Origin of the sequence: Pseudomonas sp. TH10, assembly GCF_016651255.1 — a bacterium.
GTDB lineage: Bacteria > Pseudomonadota > Gammaproteobacteria > Pseudomonadales > Pseudomonadaceae > Aquipseudomonas.
In genome coordinates, this window is the sequence record NZ_JAEKEG010000044.1 from 1 (window position 1) to 18,023 (window position 18,023).

12 protein-coding genes and 7 pseudogenes are annotated in these 18,023 nt (G+C 61.6%); 12 read left to right on the plus strand and 7 right to left on the minus strand.

Annotation, left to right across the window (positions count from 1 at the left end):
• The 7 genes and pseudogenes from JFT80_RS06775 to JFT80_RS06805 all read left to right on the plus strand — a co-directional run.
• Nucleotides 1-779, plus strand: a pseudogene (locus JFT80_RS06775) (gamma-glutamyltransferase); the annotation flags it as partial.
• An 81-nt stretch (nt 780-860) separates the two neighbouring features.
• The gene (locus JFT80_RS06780; RefSeq protein WP_201147364.1) at nt 861-1,394 is read left to right on the plus strand and encodes a cysteine hydrolase family protein; all 534 of its coding nucleotides are present in this window, start codon (nt 861-863) and stop codon (nt 1,392-1,394) included.
• Between the two features lie 105 nt (nt 1,395-1,499).
• A pseudogene (locus JFT80_RS06785) lies at nt 1,500-2,617 on the plus strand (sterol desaturase family protein).
• Nucleotides 2,569-3,586 (plus strand): annotated as a pseudogene (locus JFT80_RS06790) (helix-turn-helix transcriptional regulator). The pseudogenes JFT80_RS06785 and JFT80_RS06790 overlap by 49 nt, the downstream one beginning before the upstream one ends.
• 164 nt (nt 3,587-3,750) lie before the next feature.
• Nucleotides 3,751-5,619: an amidohydrolase gene (locus JFT80_RS06795; protein ID WP_201147346.1), complete on the plus strand. Its 1,869-nt coding sequence runs from the start codon at nt 3,751-3,753 to the stop codon at nt 5,617-5,619.
• Nucleotides 5,620-5,679: 60 nt separating this feature from the next.
• A pseudogene (locus tag JFT80_RS06800) lies at nt 5,680-6,561 on the plus strand (amidohydrolase family protein); the annotation flags it as partial.
• Nucleotides 6,561-6,833: pseudogene (locus JFT80_RS06805) on the plus strand (hypothetical protein); the annotation flags it as partial. The pseudogenes JFT80_RS06800 and JFT80_RS06805, both read left to right, overlap by 1 nt.
• A gap of 198 nt (nt 6,834-7,031) precedes the next feature.
• On the opposite strand, the gene JFT80_RS06810 reads toward JFT80_RS06805, so the two are convergent.
• Entirely contained in the window at nt 7,032-7,424 is a 393-nt protein-coding gene (locus JFT80_RS06810) for a hypothetical protein (protein WP_122839219.1), read from the minus strand.
• Nucleotides 7,425-7,553: 129 nt separating this feature from the next.
• Here JFT80_RS06810 and JFT80_RS06815 point away from each other — a divergent pair, with 129 nt between their 5' ends.
• On the plus strand, nt 7,554-8,012 hold the full coding sequence (locus JFT80_RS06815; RefSeq protein WP_201147347.1) for a GNAT family N-acetyltransferase: 459 nt from the start codon (nt 7,554-7,556) through the stop codon (nt 8,010-8,012).
• 2 nt (nt 8,013-8,014) lie between these two features.
• Here the strand turns inward: JFT80_RS06815 and JFT80_RS06820 are convergent, their stop codons facing one another.
• The gene (locus tag JFT80_RS06820; RefSeq protein WP_201147348.1) at nt 8,015-9,427 is read right to left on the minus strand and encodes a M15 family metallopeptidase; all 1,413 of its coding nucleotides are present in this window, start codon (nt 9,425-9,427) and stop codon (nt 8,015-8,017) included.
• Nucleotides 9,428-9,508: 81 nt separating this feature from the next.
• On the opposite strand from JFT80_RS06820, the gene JFT80_RS06825 reads away from it, so the two are divergent.
• Nucleotides 9,509-10,180: a DUF2268 domain-containing putative Zn-dependent protease gene (locus JFT80_RS06825; protein WP_201147349.1), complete on the plus strand. Its 672-nt coding sequence runs from the start codon at nt 9,509-9,511 to the stop codon at nt 10,178-10,180.
• Between the two features lies 1 nt (nt 10,181).
• Here JFT80_RS06825 and JFT80_RS06830 read toward each other — a convergent pair.
• Together JFT80_RS06830 and JFT80_RS06835 are read right to left on the minus strand one after the other, a co-directional pair.
• Nucleotides 10,182-10,489: pseudogene (locus JFT80_RS06830) on the minus strand (NIPSNAP family protein).
• A 63-nt stretch (nt 10,490-10,552) separates the two neighbouring features.
• Nucleotides 10,553-11,448 (minus strand): annotated as a pseudogene (locus JFT80_RS06835) (DMT family transporter).
• Nucleotides 11,449-11,530: 82 nt separating this feature from the next.
• Between JFT80_RS06835 and JFT80_RS06840 the strand changes: the two are divergent.
• From JFT80_RS06840 to JFT80_RS06850, 3 genes are all read left to right on the plus strand, one after another.
• Nucleotides 11,531-12,862, plus strand: coding sequence for a PLP-dependent aminotransferase family protein (locus JFT80_RS06840; protein WP_201147351.1), 1,332 nt, complete (start codon nt 11,531-11,533; stop codon nt 12,860-12,862).
• Between the two features lie 241 nt (nt 12,863-13,103).
• Complete coding sequence (locus tag JFT80_RS06845; protein WP_201147352.1) at nt 13,104-13,916, plus strand: carbon-nitrogen hydrolase family protein; 813 nt, start codon at nt 13,104-13,106, stop codon at nt 13,914-13,916.
• Nucleotides 13,917-13,998: 82 nt separating this feature from the next.
• On the plus strand, nt 13,999-15,099 hold the full coding sequence (locus JFT80_RS06850; protein WP_201147353.1) for a polyamine ABC transporter substrate-binding protein: 1,101 nt from the start codon (nt 13,999-14,001) through the stop codon (nt 15,097-15,099).
• Nucleotides 15,100-15,109: 10 nt separating this feature from the next.
• On the opposite strand, the gene JFT80_RS06855 is transcribed toward JFT80_RS06850, so the two are convergent.
• Genes JFT80_RS06855 through JFT80_RS06865 form a run of 3 tightly spaced genes read right to left on the minus strand, consistent with a single transcriptional unit; the run spans nt 15,110 to nt 17,918 of the window.
• Complete coding sequence (locus JFT80_RS06855) at nt 15,110-15,895, minus strand: ABC transporter ATP-binding protein (RefSeq protein WP_201147354.1); 786 nt, start codon at nt 15,893-15,895, stop codon at nt 15,110-15,112.
• On the minus strand, nt 15,892-16,908 hold the full coding sequence (locus tag JFT80_RS06860; protein WP_122839209.1) for an iron ABC transporter permease: 1,017 nt from the start codon (nt 16,906-16,908) through the stop codon (nt 15,892-15,894). The genes JFT80_RS06855 and JFT80_RS06860 overlap by 4 nt, the downstream gene beginning before the upstream one ends.
• On the minus strand, nt 16,905-17,918 hold the full coding sequence (locus tag JFT80_RS06865) for an ABC transporter substrate-binding protein (protein WP_201147355.1): 1,014 nt from the start codon (nt 17,916-17,918) through the stop codon (nt 16,905-16,907). Before JFT80_RS06865 ends, JFT80_RS06860 begins: the two co-directional genes overlap by 4 nt.
• Nucleotides 17,919-18,023 lie beyond the last annotated feature (105 nt).

Below are 18,023 nucleotides of genomic sequence, written 5' to 3' on the forward strand. Positions count from 1 at the left end.
CGAAGCCATGCGCCACGCCTATGTCGACCGCAACAGCTACCTCGGCGATCCGGATTTCGTGAAAAATCCCATCGAACACCTGCTGGACAAGAACTACGCGACCAAAATCCGCGCCGCCATCGACCCGAAAAAGGCTGGCGTGTCGCGCGAGATCAAGCCCGGCGTTGCGCCCCATGAAGGCAGCAACACCACCCATTACTCGATCGTCGATAAATGGGGCAATGCGGTGTCGGTGACCTACACCCTCAACGACTGGTTTGGCGCCGGCGTCATGGCCAGCAAGACCGGGATCATCCTCAACGACGAAATGGACGACTTCACCTCGAAGATCGGCGTACCGAACATGTATGGCCTGGTGCAAGGCGAGGCCAACGTCATCGCTCCCGGCAAGGCGCCGCTGTCGTCGATGAGCCCGACCATCGTGACCAAGGACGGCAAGGTGGTGATGGTCGTCGGCACTCCCGGGGGCAGCCGCATCATTACCGCGACACTGCTGACCATCCTCAACGTGATCGACTACGGGATGAACATCCAGGAAGCGGTGGATGCCCCGCGTTTCCATCAGCAATGGCTGCCGGAAGAAACCAACCTGGAAACCTTCACCACCAGTCCCGACACGGTGAAGATGCTCGAAAGCATGGGCCACAAATTCGCCGGGCCCCAGGATGCCAACCACGTCGCGGCGATTCTGGTCGGCGCGCGCTTCGCTTGAGGGCAAGCCGGTTGGCAAGAACCGCTTCTACGGAGCCAACGACCCGCGGCGCAATACCGGCCTGTCACCTTGGCTATTGAAGGTTGTATTTAAAGGGGGACAGATCTATTTTCTGTTCCCCGCACCACCCACTCAAGGAAGGACAATCATGACCACCGCACTGCTGATCGTCGACGTACAGCACGCCTTGTGCACCGGCCAGTACCAATGCTTCGATATTCAACGGGTGATTGCCAACATTAACACGCTCAGCGCCAGGGCAAGGGCGGCCAGCATCCCGGTCGTGCTCATCCAGCACCAGGAAAAGGGCGACTTGCTGCAACATGGCTCCGAGGGCTGGCAACTCGCCAAGGGACTGGACACTTCGCCCGAGGACCTGCGAATAGGCAAGACCACCGGGGACTCCTTCTACCGGACCCCACTTGAAGCGTTGCTGCTGGAGCGTGAGGTTGACCGCCTGATCATCTGCGGCCTGCAAACCGACTATTGCGTAAACGCCACCGTCCGCCAGGCGCATGCCCTGGGCTACGACGTGGTACTCGCCGGCGACGCGCATTCCACGGTCGATAACGGCAATACCACCGCCGAAGACATCATTGCCGAACACAACAAAATCCTGGCCCACCTGACCGGCCCGGTAGGCCGGATCGACATAACAGCGGCCAACGAAATCAAACTTTAACGCCAAACCACGGCTACACTTATCGCCTGTTCCACCAACCCACGTCCTTCCCTGGCATGAGGCGAATCTGTCGTGGAAGTTGTCGCACTTCTCTCTGGCTACCTGATGGCGTGGGTGATCGAGCCGGTCGCCCATCAGTTCGTTGGCATCTTTGACCTCAATGGCCGCTTTGGCCTGTTGTTCCTTAGCGTGTCCTACTCGGTCGCCTACAGCCTTTTTCGTTACCGCAGGCGTCGCGGTTTAACTGACGCTTCATCGTTCTGGCAATTCATCGGCGCCGGCAAGGTGCATTTCCACCCCTCTGCATTACTGGATTACCGCTACTACTTTGTGCGCGCCATCCTCAAGGTCGCCCTGGTGCTGCCGATCGTCGGCATCGTTGACCCGCACATCCTGCGCTCGGCCGACTACGTTGGTTTTTTCACCAACCTGTGGGGGCTCGCGTGCAAGTGCAGCAACACCTCGGCCTGTCATTGCTGTACGGACTGGGTGTTTTCCTGGCGCGAGACTTCACCCATTACTGGACCCACCGCGCCTTTCATACGCGCTGGCTCTGGGCGTTCCACAAGGTCCACCATTCGGCACAGGTATTGGTGCCGGCGACAGCCAGCCGCGTGCATTTCCTGGAGAAGGTGGTGGAAAAGCTCTCCATCAGCGTGATGGTCGGCGCCTATGCCGGCGTATTCTGGTATGCCTGTGGCGGCGAGGTCAGCCGCTACACCCTGTTCGGCGTGACCTACCTGGTGTTCATCCTCAACGGGCTGGCGGCGAACCTGCGCCACAGCCACGTGTGGTTATCGTTCGGCCCAGCCATCGAGCATGTGCTCAACAGCCCGGCCCAGCACCAGATTCATCACAGCGATGCGCCGCGCCACTTCGACAGGAATTTTGGCGTCAACCTGTCCCTGTGGGATTGGATGTTTGGCACGCTCTATGTCACTACGTCCAAGCCTGAGTCGCTGCAGTTCGGTATCGCCGGCCAGGGTCCTGAGCGTTACCACACGCTCGGCGACCTGATCGTAATGCCCTTCTGCGAAATCGCCAGCAAGATCGGCACGCTCAGGCCGTGGGCGCAAACCCGTCGCCTGCGTCAGCTCGTCATGAACTGGACGCAACCGCCACGCCTATGGCATCGTCAAATCAAAACGTTGTGCAATGATCAGGATAAAAACCAATGGAGGAGGGGGACGAGGTCGACGCCAAGGTATCGATGGCAACGCTAAAGGCGTTCAATCTTTGCGTGTTGGAACTGGGTCGGCTGGCCCGGGATCATCGCTCAACCCGATTCATCGAAGATGGCCTGCAGGCGTTTCGCTCACTGGTGCCCTTTGCGTCGGCCTGGTGGGGGAGATGTCAGTGTCGGGCGTCAATATTCCTCCGAAAAGCTGGATGCACGGGCGAATCGACCTGCCTGAATCCTTTGCCGTCGAATGGCACAAGGGCGCCGATGCGGACAGTTTTTCCCATGACACTTTAAGCAAGCCCGGTACCGTGGTGCGCGAAAGCGGTTATGACGATCTGGACGAAGGCGTGAGTGCCTTTGCCCGGCGCCACGATCTGTTCCATGCGATGTGCATCACCTTTGAGCTACCCGAAAGCGGGTTAATGTTCTTCGTGTGCCTGTATCGCGGCCAGCATGAGTGCGCGTTCGAACAAGACGCGGCCGGTTTGTTCAGCGCCTTTTGCGATCATCTGCTGCAGCTGTGGCGGTTCCAGGTGCAGGACATGATTCGCGTTGACACGGGGAATGGAGCAAGCGACTTCGGCGTCGCCCGCATGGATGGCAGCCTGCTGTATATAGGCGCTGCCCTGGGTGTGGCCATCCAGCGCGAATTGCCTCAGTGGGACGGTTCGACGCTGCCGCCCGAGGTGATTGTCCAGTTAGCAAAGCGCCGTGCGTGATGCGCCTGGGGCGCTGCGCCCTGACACTTTCGCCTAACAGCGAGCATGTGATCCTTTCCCTGGAAACCTTGTCACGCGGGGTGATGCTCGCACCCCGGGAGCGCACCGCAGCGATGTTGTTTGCCGCCGGCCATTCCTACAAGGAAATCGCCAAAATCCTCGCGTTGAGCCCGGCCACCGTGCGCACCTACCTGCGCAACTGCTATGTGCAGCTTGGGGTGAAAAGCAAGGTCGAACTGGGGTCGGCACTGCGCTCCCCCTCTGCGAACCCTCTGGCCAAATCCGGGTAACAGATTCTGTTGAGACGTGCTGCATCCACAAGTATTTCCCTCACCCTCCTCATTTGTAGAGGTCCATTCAAACGCCGCGCCCTATAGGGTAGCTCCTGCATTACGGGGCGAGCACGGCAGTCTGAACGGGCCCTTTAAAAACTATAAAAACAGAGGTGGGACACGTGAAATTCTCCAGGCTGGGTATCGCAGTGACAACGGCGACGGCATTTTCCTTGATGTCGCTGGTGGGGTGTCAGACCCAAGGCTCCAACGCCGCCGATATGGTCATGCGCAACGGTTATGTCTACACCGTCGACGGTCAGAATTCTGTGCAGCAGGCGATTGCGGTAACGGCGGGCAAGATCGTCTACGTCGGCAGCGAGGCCGGGGTGGCCGCCTTTGTCGGTCCGCAGACCCGGCAGGTCGACCTGGCCGGGCGCATGCTGATGCCCGGCTTCATCGACGCGCACATGCACCCGGGTGACGGTGGCCGGGCGATGACCTTATGCGACCTGAAATACCAGACCATGACCCGCAAAGTATTCCAGGAACGGATTCAGGCCTGCCTGGATGCCGAGCCGGACAAAGGGCCGGATGTCTGGCTGGAAGTCGGTAGCTGGGACCGCATGGGCATGGACGGGCTCGATGGCGACCCGGACAAGTCGACGCTGGACGCCCTCAGGACCAAACGTCCCATCCAGGTACGCTCCAGCGATTTCCATACCTTGCTGGTTAACTCACGCGGCCTGGCGATCGCCGGCATCGGTAAGGAGACTGTTGATCCCGGCGACGGCAAGTACGCCCGTGACAGCGCCGGCAATCCAACTGGCATCTGCGAAGACGGTGCCGCCGAATCGATGGCCGCTGTAGTACCACCCGCCAGCGATGCACAGAAGTTGATCCAGACTCGCGCCGCACTCGACGCCATGCGCCAGCAAGGCATCACCAGTTTCTTCGATGCCTTGTCAGGTGCTGAAAGCGCCAAGGCATTTACTCAACTGCAGCAGTCGGGCGAGCTGACTTCCCGAGCGCTGCTGGCCATCAAACTGGACCCGGCCGCCGCCGCAGCGGACCCGGCGAAAACCATCGCCGAAGCGAAGGCCCTGGCCGCCACCTATGACCAGGGCGACGTTCAGCCGGCTCCAGGTGTGAGCATGCGTCACGTAAAGTTGTTCATGGACGGGATCATCAATGCGCCTGCGGACACCGGCGCGATGCTGACGCCCTATCTAGAAAACAGCGGGACCGAGAAGGCGCCCCAGTGGACGCCCGGCAAGAATCTTGGCGAGTTGTATTTCCCGTCTCAGACGCTCAACCCGCTGTTGCTCAGGGCTGTCCAGGCCGGACTTGATCCACATCTGCATGCTACCGGCGAACGGGCAGTGCGCGCCTCGCTCGACAGTGTCGAATACGTGCGCCGTCAGCTGCCTGCCAGCGACTTTCGGCCGGCCATCGCCCACGCAGAATCGGTTGACCCCGCCGACTACCCGCGCTTCAAGGCACTCGATGTGACGGCAACCATGTCCTTCCAGTGGGCCCAGCAGGCGCCGTCCACCATTGACGGCACCAACGAACATTTGGGGCCGGCACGTTTTGCCCGCATGGAACCGTCGGGCAGCATTGCCAACGCCGGTGGGCGCATTGCCTATGGTAGCGACTGGCCGGTCGATCCGCTCGACGAGTTCCTCGCGCTGAAAATTGGCGTGACCCGCGCCGGCGATCCGCTGAACACCCACAGCTATGGGCCCGAGTATGCCGGCAAACTCAATGGCGACCCGGCGCTGTCGCGCAGCGAAGTGCTGCGGGCCATCACCTTCAATGCCGCCCAACAGCTGAAGCTGGAGGCCGTCACCGGCTCGCTTGAAGTCGGCAAGTTCGCCGACCTGATCGTCCTGAAGAGAAACTTCATGCAGGTGCCGGAAGCAGAACTGGGCCGCAATGAAGTGCTGTTGACTGTCGTCGGCGGCAAGGTGGTGTGGGCCAAGGCGCCGTTTGTGGGTCTTGACCCGCAAGCGTTGCCCCAGGCTTCGGTCACCCCGACCGCTCAATAAAAAAACCAGAGAGCATTCCCATGCAACGATTTCCCCAACCTGTTGGCCGCCGCGCTGGCTATGACCTCGCTGCAAGCGATGGCTGCCGCCGACCTGGTGTTGTTCAACGGCAAAGTATTCACCGCCGAACCAGGTCAGGGCCTGGTGCAGGCCGTGGCCGTGCAAGACGGCAAGATTCTTCAGGTGGGCACCGATGCCCAGATCAACGCCCTGGCCGATGAGGCGCACCCGGCGCATCGACCTGGGGGCAAGGTGTTGATGCCCGGCATGATCGACACTCACAGCCACCCGGTAGTGGCGGCCTTCGACAGCATGGGCGCCACGTTGCTGGACGAGGTCAAGCCGTTGCCGGAGCTTGAGCAATGGATCATCGAGCAGGACCGGGCCGGACGCGCCCGGGCCGGTGATGTGATCAGCATCGCCGGGGTGAGTTCGGCCTATTGGGAGAACAGCCGGCAGCTCGGTCTGCGCTTCAATCAGGGCCGCTGGGCCGATCAGCCATTGGTGTTCAGCGGGATCGACGGGCATACCGGCTGGGCCAACAACGCCATGCTCAAGCGGCTGAAGATCGACGCCGCACTCGTGGAGAGCCTGTCGGAATCCGAGCGCAGTTACGTGGGACACGAGAAGGATTTCACCCCCACCGGTTACTTTGCCGAATCGCGTTGGGACCAGGTCCGCAGCCAGATTCCGCCACCCACCCCGCAGGTCATGCTGCAGGCGGCGCGCGAAGCTGTCAGGGTAAACAATCAATACGGCGTTACCGCCTGAATGGACGCTGCGGCGAACGCCGGCAGCGGTGACTCGCTGTTCGATTTCAATGCCACCGAGCAGAGCTACGGCGTGCTGCCGCTGTACCGCGAGCTGGCGGAACAAGGCGAACTCACGGCGCATGTAGCGGCGTTACTGCTGACCAATCCGAAGAGCAAACCGGCCGACCTCTCGCCTACAAGATCGAGTTGCCGGCTGACGTGGGGCTGGACCTGCGCGTGGGTCGCGGCGACGTCAAGGACCCGGCCTACTGGTCTGGCAGCGGCGACAACCGCGACGCTTACTACGAATGGGAAGCCAAGCTCACGCGGGAGTTCGTCGGCGTTACCTGGGGCCTGAGCTACATCGACACCGACCTGTCGCAAAGCGAATGCGCCAGCTGGTACGGCTATGGTGATCTGTGCACCGCCACGGTGGTCGGGAGCGTCAGCAAGACGTTCTGAGTTGCCGGGCGCTTCGTAGGAGCTGCCGAGGAACGAGGCTGCGATCGTTGACCCTTAAAGGCCAGATCAAAGCTCGCAGCCTCGTTTCACTTGGCAGCTCCTACAGGCTATCTGTGGCGGGCAGGGATTTTTAGCTTCGCGGGCTTGCTCGCGAAGGTGCCGAGGGCGCCGGGGTCATCCAGAATGCACGCTTTATCGTTACCCTGCGCCTTTGATCGCAGCCGTCATATGAGGTACCGCATAAGCCTTGTACCAATGATTCATGCCTTCAATGGCAGTCTTCGCCGGCGCACTGTCACGGGCCCCCACCAGTTCCGCACAGGCCTGCGCCATTGCGATCAGGATCCGCGCCGCCTCCGGCACATAGGGGAGGTCATCCCTGGTTTCGTGGCGTTCGCGAATGATCTGGTAGCGGATGTTTTCCGGCAAGGTCCAGGCACTGATCAGAAACTCCTGGACTGAACAATCGACGCCGTTGACGTGCACGGTCGCGGCGCGGTGTTCTTCTCTGAGGCCTGCTGCTTCCAGCTGTTCGCAGCTGTCGATGACAGTGTTCATCATGTCGCGGATCTGTTGCCAGTCAGTTTTCATTTGAGGTCCATTTCAAGAGGGGGAGCCGTAGGAGCTGTAGGAGCTGCCGAGTAAAACGAGGCTGCGATCTTTTGATCTATCCTTGCCTACCAACAATACCGCAATCCACCCCCACGGAGACAATCCGCCATGCCCCTCCAGGCCCTGCGCGCCGACGCCAGTCACCTCGACCTCATCGCTCCGTTGTTCGACGCCTATCGCGTTTTCTACCGCCAACCTTCGAACCTGGCGCAGTCGCGCGCTTTTATCGCCGAGCGTATCGCCCGGGACGAGTCGGTGATTTTCCTTGCCCAGGACGACACAGGCGAGGCGCTGGGATTTGTCCAGCTGTTCCCGACCTTTTCCTCCATCGACGCGCACCGTACGTGGCTGCTCGGGGACCTGTTCACCACGGCCAATGCCCGCGGTCGCGGAGTCGGGACTTTGCTGATGAATACGGCACGCTCCTTTGCCGTGTTGTCGGGCGGCAAAGGCATGGTGCTGGAAACCGCTACCGACAATTTCAACGCCCAGCGCTTGTACGAGTCACTGGGCTACGTGCGCGACAGTGGTTACTACACCTACTGCCTCGATTTGCAGCAGCGCTGAAATCAGCGTGCCGGCAGGCCCCAGGACGCGCGAACCTGCTCGTACTGCGCCTCGGGCATTTGCACCAGCAGTGGCAATTGCCGAGGGTCCAGCCAGCCTAGCAAGCGGGTGATGTCCGCCGTGTCCATGGCCGTGCAACCCGCCGTTGGCGAGGTGGGGCTGCGCCAGATGTGGAAGAAAATGCACGAGCCTGCGCCGCGGGTCGCCGGGGTGTTGTGATCGATGAAGATGCCTTGGCGATACAGCACGTCCTCGCTGCGCATGCGCTCGGAGCTGTTCCAGTCTTTGACAATGGCGGCGCCGTCGACCAGTTCGTTGTAGCGCGGGGATTGGCTGTCATCCACGCATTCGGTGGACGGCGTCAGCGTCAGGTAAGGCAGCTTTGTCGGCGCGGCTGGATCGAAACCGAATGCCGTGCCCAAGGTGAATACACCGGCAGGTGCCTTGCCGTCGCCTTCACGTTTGACCGGGCCTGGGCCGGGTTCGAACGAACCCTTGCCCCAGGCCATCCCGTGCTTGCCAACTACTACCGCAAAGGCGTCGCCGGCTTTGCGCAAGGTGCTGCCATCGCGTTCATAGCGCTGGGCGCTGCCCTGGATGTCGTCCCAGCTTTTGCTGGTGACCACGATCAACTGCTGGCTGGCGTCGATCAGATCGCGAGCGCCCAGGGGGGTGATCGGGAAGTCCATCACCTGTTTTTTCGCGCCTTCGCCCGCGTAGGTGAAGTGCCACCACTCCTTCGAATAGCCGGAAAAGCCCGCCTTTTCCATCGCGCTGGTGAGCCGCTGGCGATTGGCTTTTGCCGTGGCATTGATCGCGACGCTGGCGGTGTGGGCGCGCTCGTCGAAACAATCAAAACCGGTGCCCATGTCGACAGCTCCATCATGCCACCGCTGGTCAACGGGCGCGGTGCAGTCTGCCTGCGAAGCCGCCGGCGTCCATTTGGCGGCTGGCAGCGCTTGCGGTCCGGTCAGGGTCAGGTCGACGGTTGAGCCTTTGGAGTGGCCGGAAACCCGCGCCACATAACCCAGTCGCCAGAAGTCCTGCTTATCTACCCGAGGGTAAAACTCGGTCTTGCGCGGGTCGCCCGGCTCTGTCGCAAAGCGGCCCATGTCGGCCACTGCGCGGTTGGGACGATAGCAGTCGAAAACCTTCAAGCCATAGCCTTCGGCCCGCAGGGATGACTGCACCCGGGCCAGGGCCTGTGCGGTCTCCAGGGACAACAGGCACTCGGCGGCGCCATACCCTTCAAGCGCGCGACCGGTGAAGTTATGGGCGCTGGCGTAGCGAATGTCCTGCTCGATGCTCGGGTCGATAGTGCGCAAATACACCATGTGCCCGGGCCGGGACTCGGCGCTGGCCGTGGCCACCATGGCAAGGTTCAGAAGGGCGAAAATTGCAGTTCTCAGGCGCATGGTCAGAGTGGCTTCCGGTGGATATGATTGGCCGCTTGGCTGGCTGAGCTTAGCCTCCACAACGATAGAAGGGATAGATGAATGGACTCATGGACGCTGCATTGGCTGGAAGCCTCGGGCGATCTGGCCGGGTTTCGCGCGGATTTGGCTGGCGAATTCGCCGCCGCCTACCAAACCCTCTCGCGCCTGCTGCCGCCGCCAAGGCTGGATATTCTGATCCAGGTACTGCCCGGCGAAACCATCCCGGAAATGGGCATCGTCGGGCGCGCTTATCGCAGCAGCATGTTCTCGATGACCCTGGATCCGGCCAACCCGAATTTCCTGGCGAGCCTGCGCAATGGCACGCTGCACCGGCAGATCATCCATGAGGTTCATCACTGCCTGCGCATGGCGGGTCCCGGCTACGGCTGGACCCTCGGCGAGGCATTGGTCAGCGAGGGCCTGGCCGGACAGTTCGTCCGGCATCTGCTCGGCAGCACAGCGGAACCCTGGGAGAGCGCGGTAAACCGCGAGGATCTGCTGCGCACTCCGACCGATCGCCAGGCCCTCGACGCAGCGTACTACGACCACAGCGCGTGGTTCTTCGGCACCGGCGTTCATCCAAGATGGCTGGGCTACACCCTTGGTTATCAGATGGTGGAGCAGTGGCTGGCGGGGGCAGGTGACATTGACGCGGCGACCTGGATCAATGTCCCTGCCAGCTTGATCATCGATTCGGCAGTCGAAGCAGGGTTGGTTTTACAGAAAACCTGAGTTAATCCCCAAACACCGGCCGGAAAAACTGCGCTCATAGCTGAGAATGCACTTGGTTTCCTCAGCGTACTTGAAGGCGGCAATGCACTCCGGGTCTTGCATCGAGTCCTGGCGATAACGCTCATACTCCGCCAGGCTCGCAAAGGTGAACATCGCCATGGCGATATTGTTGGCGCCCTCGGAAGGCAGAAAATAGCCGTGATGCTGCCCGCCGAATTTTTCAACCAGTGGAATCCACAGCTTCGCGTAGTACTCGAACGCTTCGAGCTGATAGGGATCAAGCACGTACTTCAGATAACAAGTGACCACGATGTTTCCTCAATAATTGCCAATCAAAGTGCTATGAAATCACGGATCGCCCTGGCCCGAATCTTACCTGGAAAACTTTTTCGCCCCGGCCACACATAAAATCACCGCCACCGTCACCCCCAGCATGCCCGGGCTGACCTGCTCATGCAGCAGCGTGGCTGCCAGAGCCAGGCCGAAAAACGGCTGCAGCAACTGCAACTGGCCGACTGCCGCGATACCGCCCTGCGCCAGTCCGCGATACCAGAACACAAAACCCACCAGCATGCTGAAAATCGACACGTACCCCAGGCACACCCACGCCGAGGGCGTGATGCCCGAGAGGGTCGGCGGCGCGAGCCACCAGGCCAATGGCGCCATCACCGGCAACGACAGCACCAATGCCCAGCAGATTACCTGCCAGCCACCGAGGGTCCTGGACAGCTTTGCGCCTTCGGCATATCCGAGGCCGCAGGCGAGGATCGCCGCCAACATCAATAAATCGCCGATGGGCGAGGCGGTCACGCCTTGGGAGAGAGCAAAGCCGACTACCAGCAGGCTGCCCAGAATCGAGAACAACCAGAACACCGGTCGCGGACGTTCACCGCCGCGCAGTACGCCAAACACCGCCGTGGCGAGGGGCAGCAGGCCGACGAAGACGATCGAATGGGCGGATGTCACATATTGCAAAGCCAGGGCGGTCAACAGCGGGAAACCCAGGACAACACCCAACGCGACGATGGTCAGGGGCACCAGTTGATGCCGCGCCGGGCGCTTTCCCTGAACAGCCACAGCATGCACAGCGCCAGCAACCCTGCAATGCTGGCGCGGGCCACCGTGAGGAACACCGGATCGAACTCCAGCACGGCCAGGCGGGTGGCGGGCAGCGAGCCGCTGAAGATCAGCACTCCGATAAAACCGTTGAGCCAGCCGCTCGCGGACTTTTCCCGGCCAGGGTTTTGCAGGCTTGATGCACGTTCCATTTCGTCACACTCAAATTTGCAGAAAGCCATCCTAGGGTCGAGAATCAATAACAATCAAAAAATTGTCATGGATACATCGCCCATGCCGCGCTCGCGTTACAAATTCCTGGTGGATACCTTTGCCGCCGATATCCGTGCCGGTCGCCTGCTGCCGGGCACCCGCTTGCCGACTCACCGCCAACTGGCCACCCGTGAAGGTCTGGCGCTGGTCACCGCCTCGCGGGTTTACGCCGAATTGGAGGCGATGGGGCTGGTCAGCGGCGAAACCGGGCGCGGCACCTTTGTGCGCGAAACCTCGTTGCCGCCGGGGCAGGGCATTGATCAGAAAGACGTCGCGGTCGGCATGATCGACCTCAATTTCAATTATCCGTCGTTGCCCGGTCAGGCCGAGTTGCTGCGCGCAGCGTTAAGGCAACTGGCGCTGTCCGGCGATCTCGAAGCGTTGCTGCGCTATCAACCGCATGCAGGCCGCGCACACGAACGCGCCTCGGTCGCGCGGCACCTGCTGAGCCGTGGGGTGAATGTCGATGCCGAGCAAGTGTTGATCGTCAATGGCGCCCAGCAAGGCTTGGCGGTGGCGCTGATGGCAATACTCAAGCCCGGTGATGTGATTGCGGCGGACGCCCTGACCTATTCCGGCTTCAAGGTGCTGGCGGAGGCGCTGCATCTGGAGATCGTGCCGATTCCTGGTGGCGCCGGCGGGCCGGATCTCGAGGCCCTGGAAAAACTTTGCCGCAGTCGGCGAGTGCGGGCGGTGTACAGCATGCCGACGCTGCACAATCCGCTGGGCTGGGTCATGCCGATCGAGCAGCGCGAGCAATTGGTGGCGATTGCCCGGCGGCATGAGCTGACGATCATCGAAGACGCGGCCTACGCGTTTCTGGTAGAAAACCCGCCGCCACCGCTATTTACGTTGGCGCCGGAGCGGACCATCTATGTGTCCGGTTTATCCAAGAGCATCGCCACCGGCCTGCGCATCGGTTTTGTCGCCGCGCCTCTGGACAAGGTGGCCGCCATCGAGCGCGCTATCCGGTCCACCACCTGGAACACCCCGGGGGTGATGACTGCGATTGCCTGTGCCTGGCTGGACGATGGCACGGTGATGCAACTGGAAACCCAGAAGCGGGCCGACGCCCAGGCCAGGCAGATCGTTGCGTTGCGTGCGCTGGATGGGCTGCGCTGCGTGACGCATCCGTCGTCGTATTTCCTGTGGTTGCCGCTGGGCGAAGATGCCCGGGCGGACCAGATTACCAAGGCGTTGATGGAGGAGAGTATTGCCGTTTCGACGGCCGAGCCGTTTGCCACTTCGGCGCATGTCCCCCATGCGATTCGCCTGGCATTGGGGTCGGTGGACATTGATACGCTTGGGCAGGCGTTGGCTCGGGTGAAGTGGATGGTGGAGGCGTATTCGTAGGCGGGCAAGATCATAAAAGTCGCGTGCAAGCCTTGCTCCCACAGTGTCCTTGCCGATCAGAAAAAGTGCCATGCTCGCCGGCCCTGTGGGAGCGAGCCTGCAGCTTCAAACCCATTGTCTACCCCCTGGGGGTTACTCACTCAGCGTGATAGGAATTTTTTGGTGATACGCATACTTGCCTGGCCGCTGGCAAAAGTCATCCGTTTCCTGGCCGGGACGTATTTCACCTGAAGGTCTGACGATGAGATTAGAACTCGTACAAATGGCGGCGCGCGATGGCGATACCGCTTACAACCTGGAGCGCATTCTGCGGGCGATCGCCGACAGCGCACCGGGCAGCGATATCGTGATGTTCCCCGAGTCGTTCATCACCGGTTTTCTCGACCACAACAACATTGCCCAACGCGCCGAAGCGGTGGACGGCGCGAGTGTCCAGACGATCTGTGCAGCGGCGCGCGAGCGCGATGTCGCGGTGGTCGTCGGGTTGATCGAACGTGACGGAGAACGCTTCTACAACACCACATTGTTGATCACGCCCGAGGGCGTTGCGCTCAGTTATCGCAAGACTCACTTATGGGTCGGCGAGCCTGGCCTGGTGTTGCCCGGCGACCGTTTTACCACTGTGCAATGGCGCGGAGTGCGCATCGGCCTGTTGATCTGCTACGACATCGAGTTCCCGGAAAGCGCCTGCGCACTGGCGGCGCTCGGCGCGCAGTTGATCCTGATCACCGACGGCAACATGGAACCCTACGGCCATCTGCACCACACCGCCGTCGCCGCCCGTGCCCAGGAAAACCAGGTGTTTGCAGCCATGGTCAATCGCGTGGGCGAAGGCGTTGGCGAAGTGTTCGCGGGCGGTAGCACCGTCGTCGACCCGTTCGGCAGACGCCTGTTTGAAGCCGGCGCGCAAGAATGCCGGCACGTGCTGGACCTGGACCTCACGCAGATCGCACCGTCCCGCGCGCTCTATGACTACCGCGCAGAAAAGCGCCTGAAGCTGGCCGCTGCGGTCACTGAACACCCGGACGGTCGCCGCGAACTGTTGATCCCCTAAAGCAGCGCTTTTGCAGCTCAACGATAAAAACAATCACAGCGGCCGATGTGTCTTCAAGAACAGATCAGCCAAGGAGCACCTCATGATATTCAAGCGATTGCTGCACGCAGGCCTGGTCGTGCTCTGCGGTTCCAGTGTTGGCACGAGCTGGGCCGATGCCCCGAGCGTGAATCTCTATAACTGGTACGACTTTATTGCCCCCGAAACGCCCAAGGACTTCCAGAAGGACAGCGGCATTTCCATCGTGCTGGACACTTTCGACAGCGCGGAAGTCATGCAAAGCAAATTGATGGTCGGCCGCAGCGGCTACGATGTGGTCGTGGTTACCAACAGCGCACTGCCCAACCTGATCAAGGCTGGCGTGCTCGCAGAACTCGATAACAGCCAGTTGAGCAACCGCTCCAATCTTGACCCCGACATTCTCGCCAAAGTGGCGCAGAACGACCCCGGCAATCGCTACTCGATCCCTTACCTGTGGGGCACCACGGGGATCGGTTACGACGTCGATCAGGTGAAAAAAATCTTTGGCGACGAGACCCCGGTGGATTCCTGGGACTTGATCTTCAAGGAAGAAAACATCAAGAAGCTCAGCCAGTGCGGCGTCGCCATGCTCGATTCGCCCGGCGAAATCATTCCGATCGCCTTGCATTATCTCGGCTTGCCACCCGACAGCAGCAATCCGGATGACTACGCCAAAGCCGAAGCGCTGCTGCTGAAAATCCGCCCCTACATCACCTATTTCGACTCGTCGCGGTTCATCACCGATCTGGCCAACGGCAATATCTGCGCGGTGGTGGCCTGGTCCGGTGGCGTGCATGACGCTCAGGTGGCGGTGGCGAAGGCGGGCAACGGGCGCCAGCTGGTTTACCGCATTCCAAAAGAGGGTTCGTCGGTGTGGATGGAAACCCTGGTGCTGCTCAAGGACGCGCCGCACCCGCAGCAGGGCCTGAACTTCATCAACTACATGATGCGGCCCGAGGTCATCGCCAAAAGCTCGAACTACTTGGGCTATCCCAACGGCAACAAAACGGCGACGCCCTTGGTCGATCAGGTTCTGCGGGACAATCCGGGCGCCTATCCGCCGGCCGCGACCCTCGCCACATTGTTCCCCGGCAAACCGCTGCCACTCAAGACCGAACGCATCCGCACCCGGGTCTGGACCAAGGTCAAGAGCGGAACCTGACTGGCGCGATTCACAGACCAGGCGCACCGCGAAAACGCAGGATCTGCGCCCCGTCATACGGATCGACCAGGTAGTGCGCCTGCACGCCGAACGTGTCTTGCAGGCGCTTGGGCGTGAGCACTTCCACGGGGGCGCCCAGCGCCACCAGTCGACCGCGCTCGAGCACGGCCAGGCGGTCACAGGTGAGTGCCTGGTTGAGATCGTGCAGGGCGATCACCGTGGTGACGGGCAGGGCATGCACCACCTGCAAAATCGACAGCTGATGCTGGATGTCCAGGTGATTGGTGGGCTCATCCAGCAGCAGGATCTGCGGCCGCTGGGCCAGGGCGCGAGCGATATGCACGCGCTGGCGCTCACCGCCGGAGAGGCTGCGCCAGGTGCGATTTTTCAAGTGCGCGGCATCGACGTCAACCAACGCCTGCTCGACAATGTGTGCGTCTTCCCGGGACCACGGGCGCAACGCTGACAGCCAGGGGGTTCGCCCCAGGGCAACGGCGTCGAGCACACTGATGGCATCCTCGGTGTTCGCCTGCTGTTCAACTACGGCCAGGGTTTGCGCAATCGTTCGCCGTGGCAGCTTGCCCAGGCGTGTGCCGCCCAGGAACACTTCGCCCCGGGACGGCTCGCGTACCCCGGCGAGCAACTTGAGCAAAGTCGACTTGCCAGAGCCATTGGGCCCGACGATGCCCAACGTTTCCCCGCGTTGAATGTGCAGATGGATGTCGTGCAACAACTGCACCTCGCGGACATCGAAACCCAGCCCGGCACAGCTCAATACCGACTCTTCACGGCTCACCGGGCATTCCTCCGCCCGACCAGGATCAACGCAAACACCGGTGCGCCCACCAGTGCGGTGATGACCCCGACCGGAATCACCTGGCCCTTGATCAACGTCCTCGACAACACATCTGCCGCGATCAGGAACAGCGCGCCACCCAGTGCGCTGGCAGGCAGCAGGCGGGCGTGACGGGTGCCCAGCAACAGGCGCACGGCATGGGGAATGACCAGCCCGACAAAACCGATGGAGCCGACGATCGACACCATTACGGCCGTCACCAGCGCCGCGCTGCCCACCAATATGAACTGGACCCGGCGCACCGGGATACCAAGGGAGGCTGCGGAATCGACGCCGAACGTGAACGCGTCCAGCGCCCGCCGGTGCCACAGGCACACTGCCAGGCCAAGCAGGGCCACGGGCACCGATAACCACACCGACGGCCAGCGCACGCCACTGAGATTGCCCAGCAGCCAGAACAGGATGCCGCGAGCCTGCTCGGCACTGGCGGACTTGGTGATCAGGAACGCCGTCAGCGCGTTGAACAATTGCGAGCCGGCAATGCCGGCCAGGATGATCTGCCCGGTGCCGCTGGATGACCCGCTGACCCGCGCCAGCAAAATCACCAGGACGAAGGCTGCGACAGCCCCGGCGAAAGCGCCGACGGACAACGAAATGGCCCCCGCGCCCAGCCCCAGCAACGCCACCAGAACCGCCCCTGTGGAAGCCCCGGCGGAGATACCCAGCAGGTAGGGATCGGCGAGTGGATTGCGCAACAGTGATTGCAGGATCACCCCACAGGTGGCCAGGCCTGCACCACAAGCCGCGGCCACCAGTGCCCGGGTCAGGCGGTAGTTCCAGACGATGCCTTCGTCGATCGGGTCGAGCACATGACCGGCGGACCACAACTTGTTGGCCAATACCTGGAACACCACGCCCGGCTCGATCGGCGTTTCACCAATGGCCACGCCGGCGATCACCGCCAGCAGCAGTGTGACGAAGGCCAGCAGCGTGCGAATCAGCGTCCCGGTCATTTCGGCAAGTCGTAGCCGTTGATGGCGGTGGCCAGTGTTTCCAGGCCATCGAACATCCGCAGGCTGGCCTGCATCGCCATGGCGTCGAGGATGATGATGCGATTATTTTTCACCGCGTCCATGTTGCGCGTGACCGGGTCACTGCGCAGGAAGGCCAGTTTCTTTTCGTGGTCGTCAGCCGGGAAGCGGCGCCGATCCATACGGGCAATCACCAGGAATGTCGGGTTGGCCTTGGCAATGGTTTCCCAGCCCACCGTTGGCCATTCTTCGTCGGACTGCACCACGTTGCGCACGCCCAGGGTATTGAGCATGAAATCGGGAATGCCCTTGTGACCGGCGACATAGGGATCGATATCCAGGCTGGCGCTGGAGAACCAGAACAGCGCGCTGGTGTGCTTGAGGTCCTTGTTTTGCACCATGGCAATGGACTTCGCCAGGCTGGCCTTGAGCTCGGCGTTCAACTTCTCGCCACGCGCCTGCACATCGAAGATTGCCGCCAGCTGGCTGACGCTCTTGTACAGGCTGTCGATGCGAAACGCTTCGAGACGCGTGCCGTCGGCGCCCACCAGGTTGTCCTTGGCTTCGCAGTCGGAAGGCATCAGGTAGGTGGGAATCTGCAACTCATGGAATTGTTCGCGGGTGCCGACGGCGCCTTGCGGGCCGACCATCCACTCCAGTTCCACTGCCACCAGCTGCGGGCGCTTGCCAATTACCGCCTCGAAGCTCGGCTCGTTGTCAGCCAGGCGCGGCACCTTGTCGTTCTCGGTCTTGTAGCGGCCCAGCACGTCGTTGAACCACAGCGAGGTGCCCACCAGCCGGTCGCTCAATCCCATGGCATAAAGCATTTCGGTGCCGGCCTGGCCGATGGTCACTGCTCGGCTCGGTGCCTGCTGGAAGGTCAGCGTGCTGCCGCAGTTCTCCACGGTCAGGGGGTATTGCGTCGGTGCCGCCTGGGCGAGGGCGCACAGACCCAGGCCCGTGCAGAGGGTGGCGAAGCGGGGCAGCAGCATGGGGCGATCTCCAGTTGAACCGTAAACGGAGCAGGGCAATACGGTCTGGAAACACATCATCGAACGCTGCCGCAAATGCAGTGCACTGCTGGTCACCAAGATGAC

Bases quoted from the DNA above. Each gene is read 5' to 3' on its own strand.
- JFT80_RS06780 (WP_201147364.1), top strand. From the start codon at position 861: ATGACCACCGCACTGCTGATCGTCGACGTACAGCACGCCTTGTGCACC.
- JFT80_RS06810 (WP_122839219.1), bottom strand. From the start codon at position 7,424: ATGAAAACTGACTGGCAACAGATCCGCGACATGATGAACACTGTCATC.
- JFT80_RS06815 (WP_201147347.1), top strand. From the start codon at position 7,554: ATGCCCCTCCAGGCCCTGCGCGCCGACGCCAGTCACCTCGACCTCATC.
- JFT80_RS06820 (WP_201147348.1), bottom strand. From the start codon at position 9,427: ATGCGCCTGAGAACTGCAATTTTCGCCCTTCTGAACCTTGCCATGGTG.
- JFT80_RS06825 (WP_201147349.1), top strand. From the start codon at position 9,509: ATGGACTCATGGACGCTGCATTGGCTGGAAGCCTCGGGCGATCTGGCC.
- JFT80_RS06840 (WP_201147351.1), top strand. From the start codon at position 11,531: ATGCCGCGCTCGCGTTACAAATTCCTGGTGGATACCTTTGCCGCCGAT.
- JFT80_RS06845 (WP_201147352.1), top strand. From the start codon at position 13,104: ATGAGATTAGAACTCGTACAAATGGCGGCGCGCGATGGCGATACCGCT.
- JFT80_RS06850 (WP_201147353.1), top strand. From the start codon at position 13,999: ATGATATTCAAGCGATTGCTGCACGCAGGCCTGGTCGTGCTCTGCGGT.
- JFT80_RS06860 (WP_122839209.1), bottom strand. From the start codon at position 16,908: ATGACCGGGACGCTGATTCGCACGCTGCTGGCCTTCGTCACACTGCTG.
- JFT80_RS06865 (WP_201147355.1), bottom strand. From the start codon at position 17,918: ATGCTGCTGCCCCGCTTCGCCACCCTCTGCACGGGCCTGGGTCTGTGC.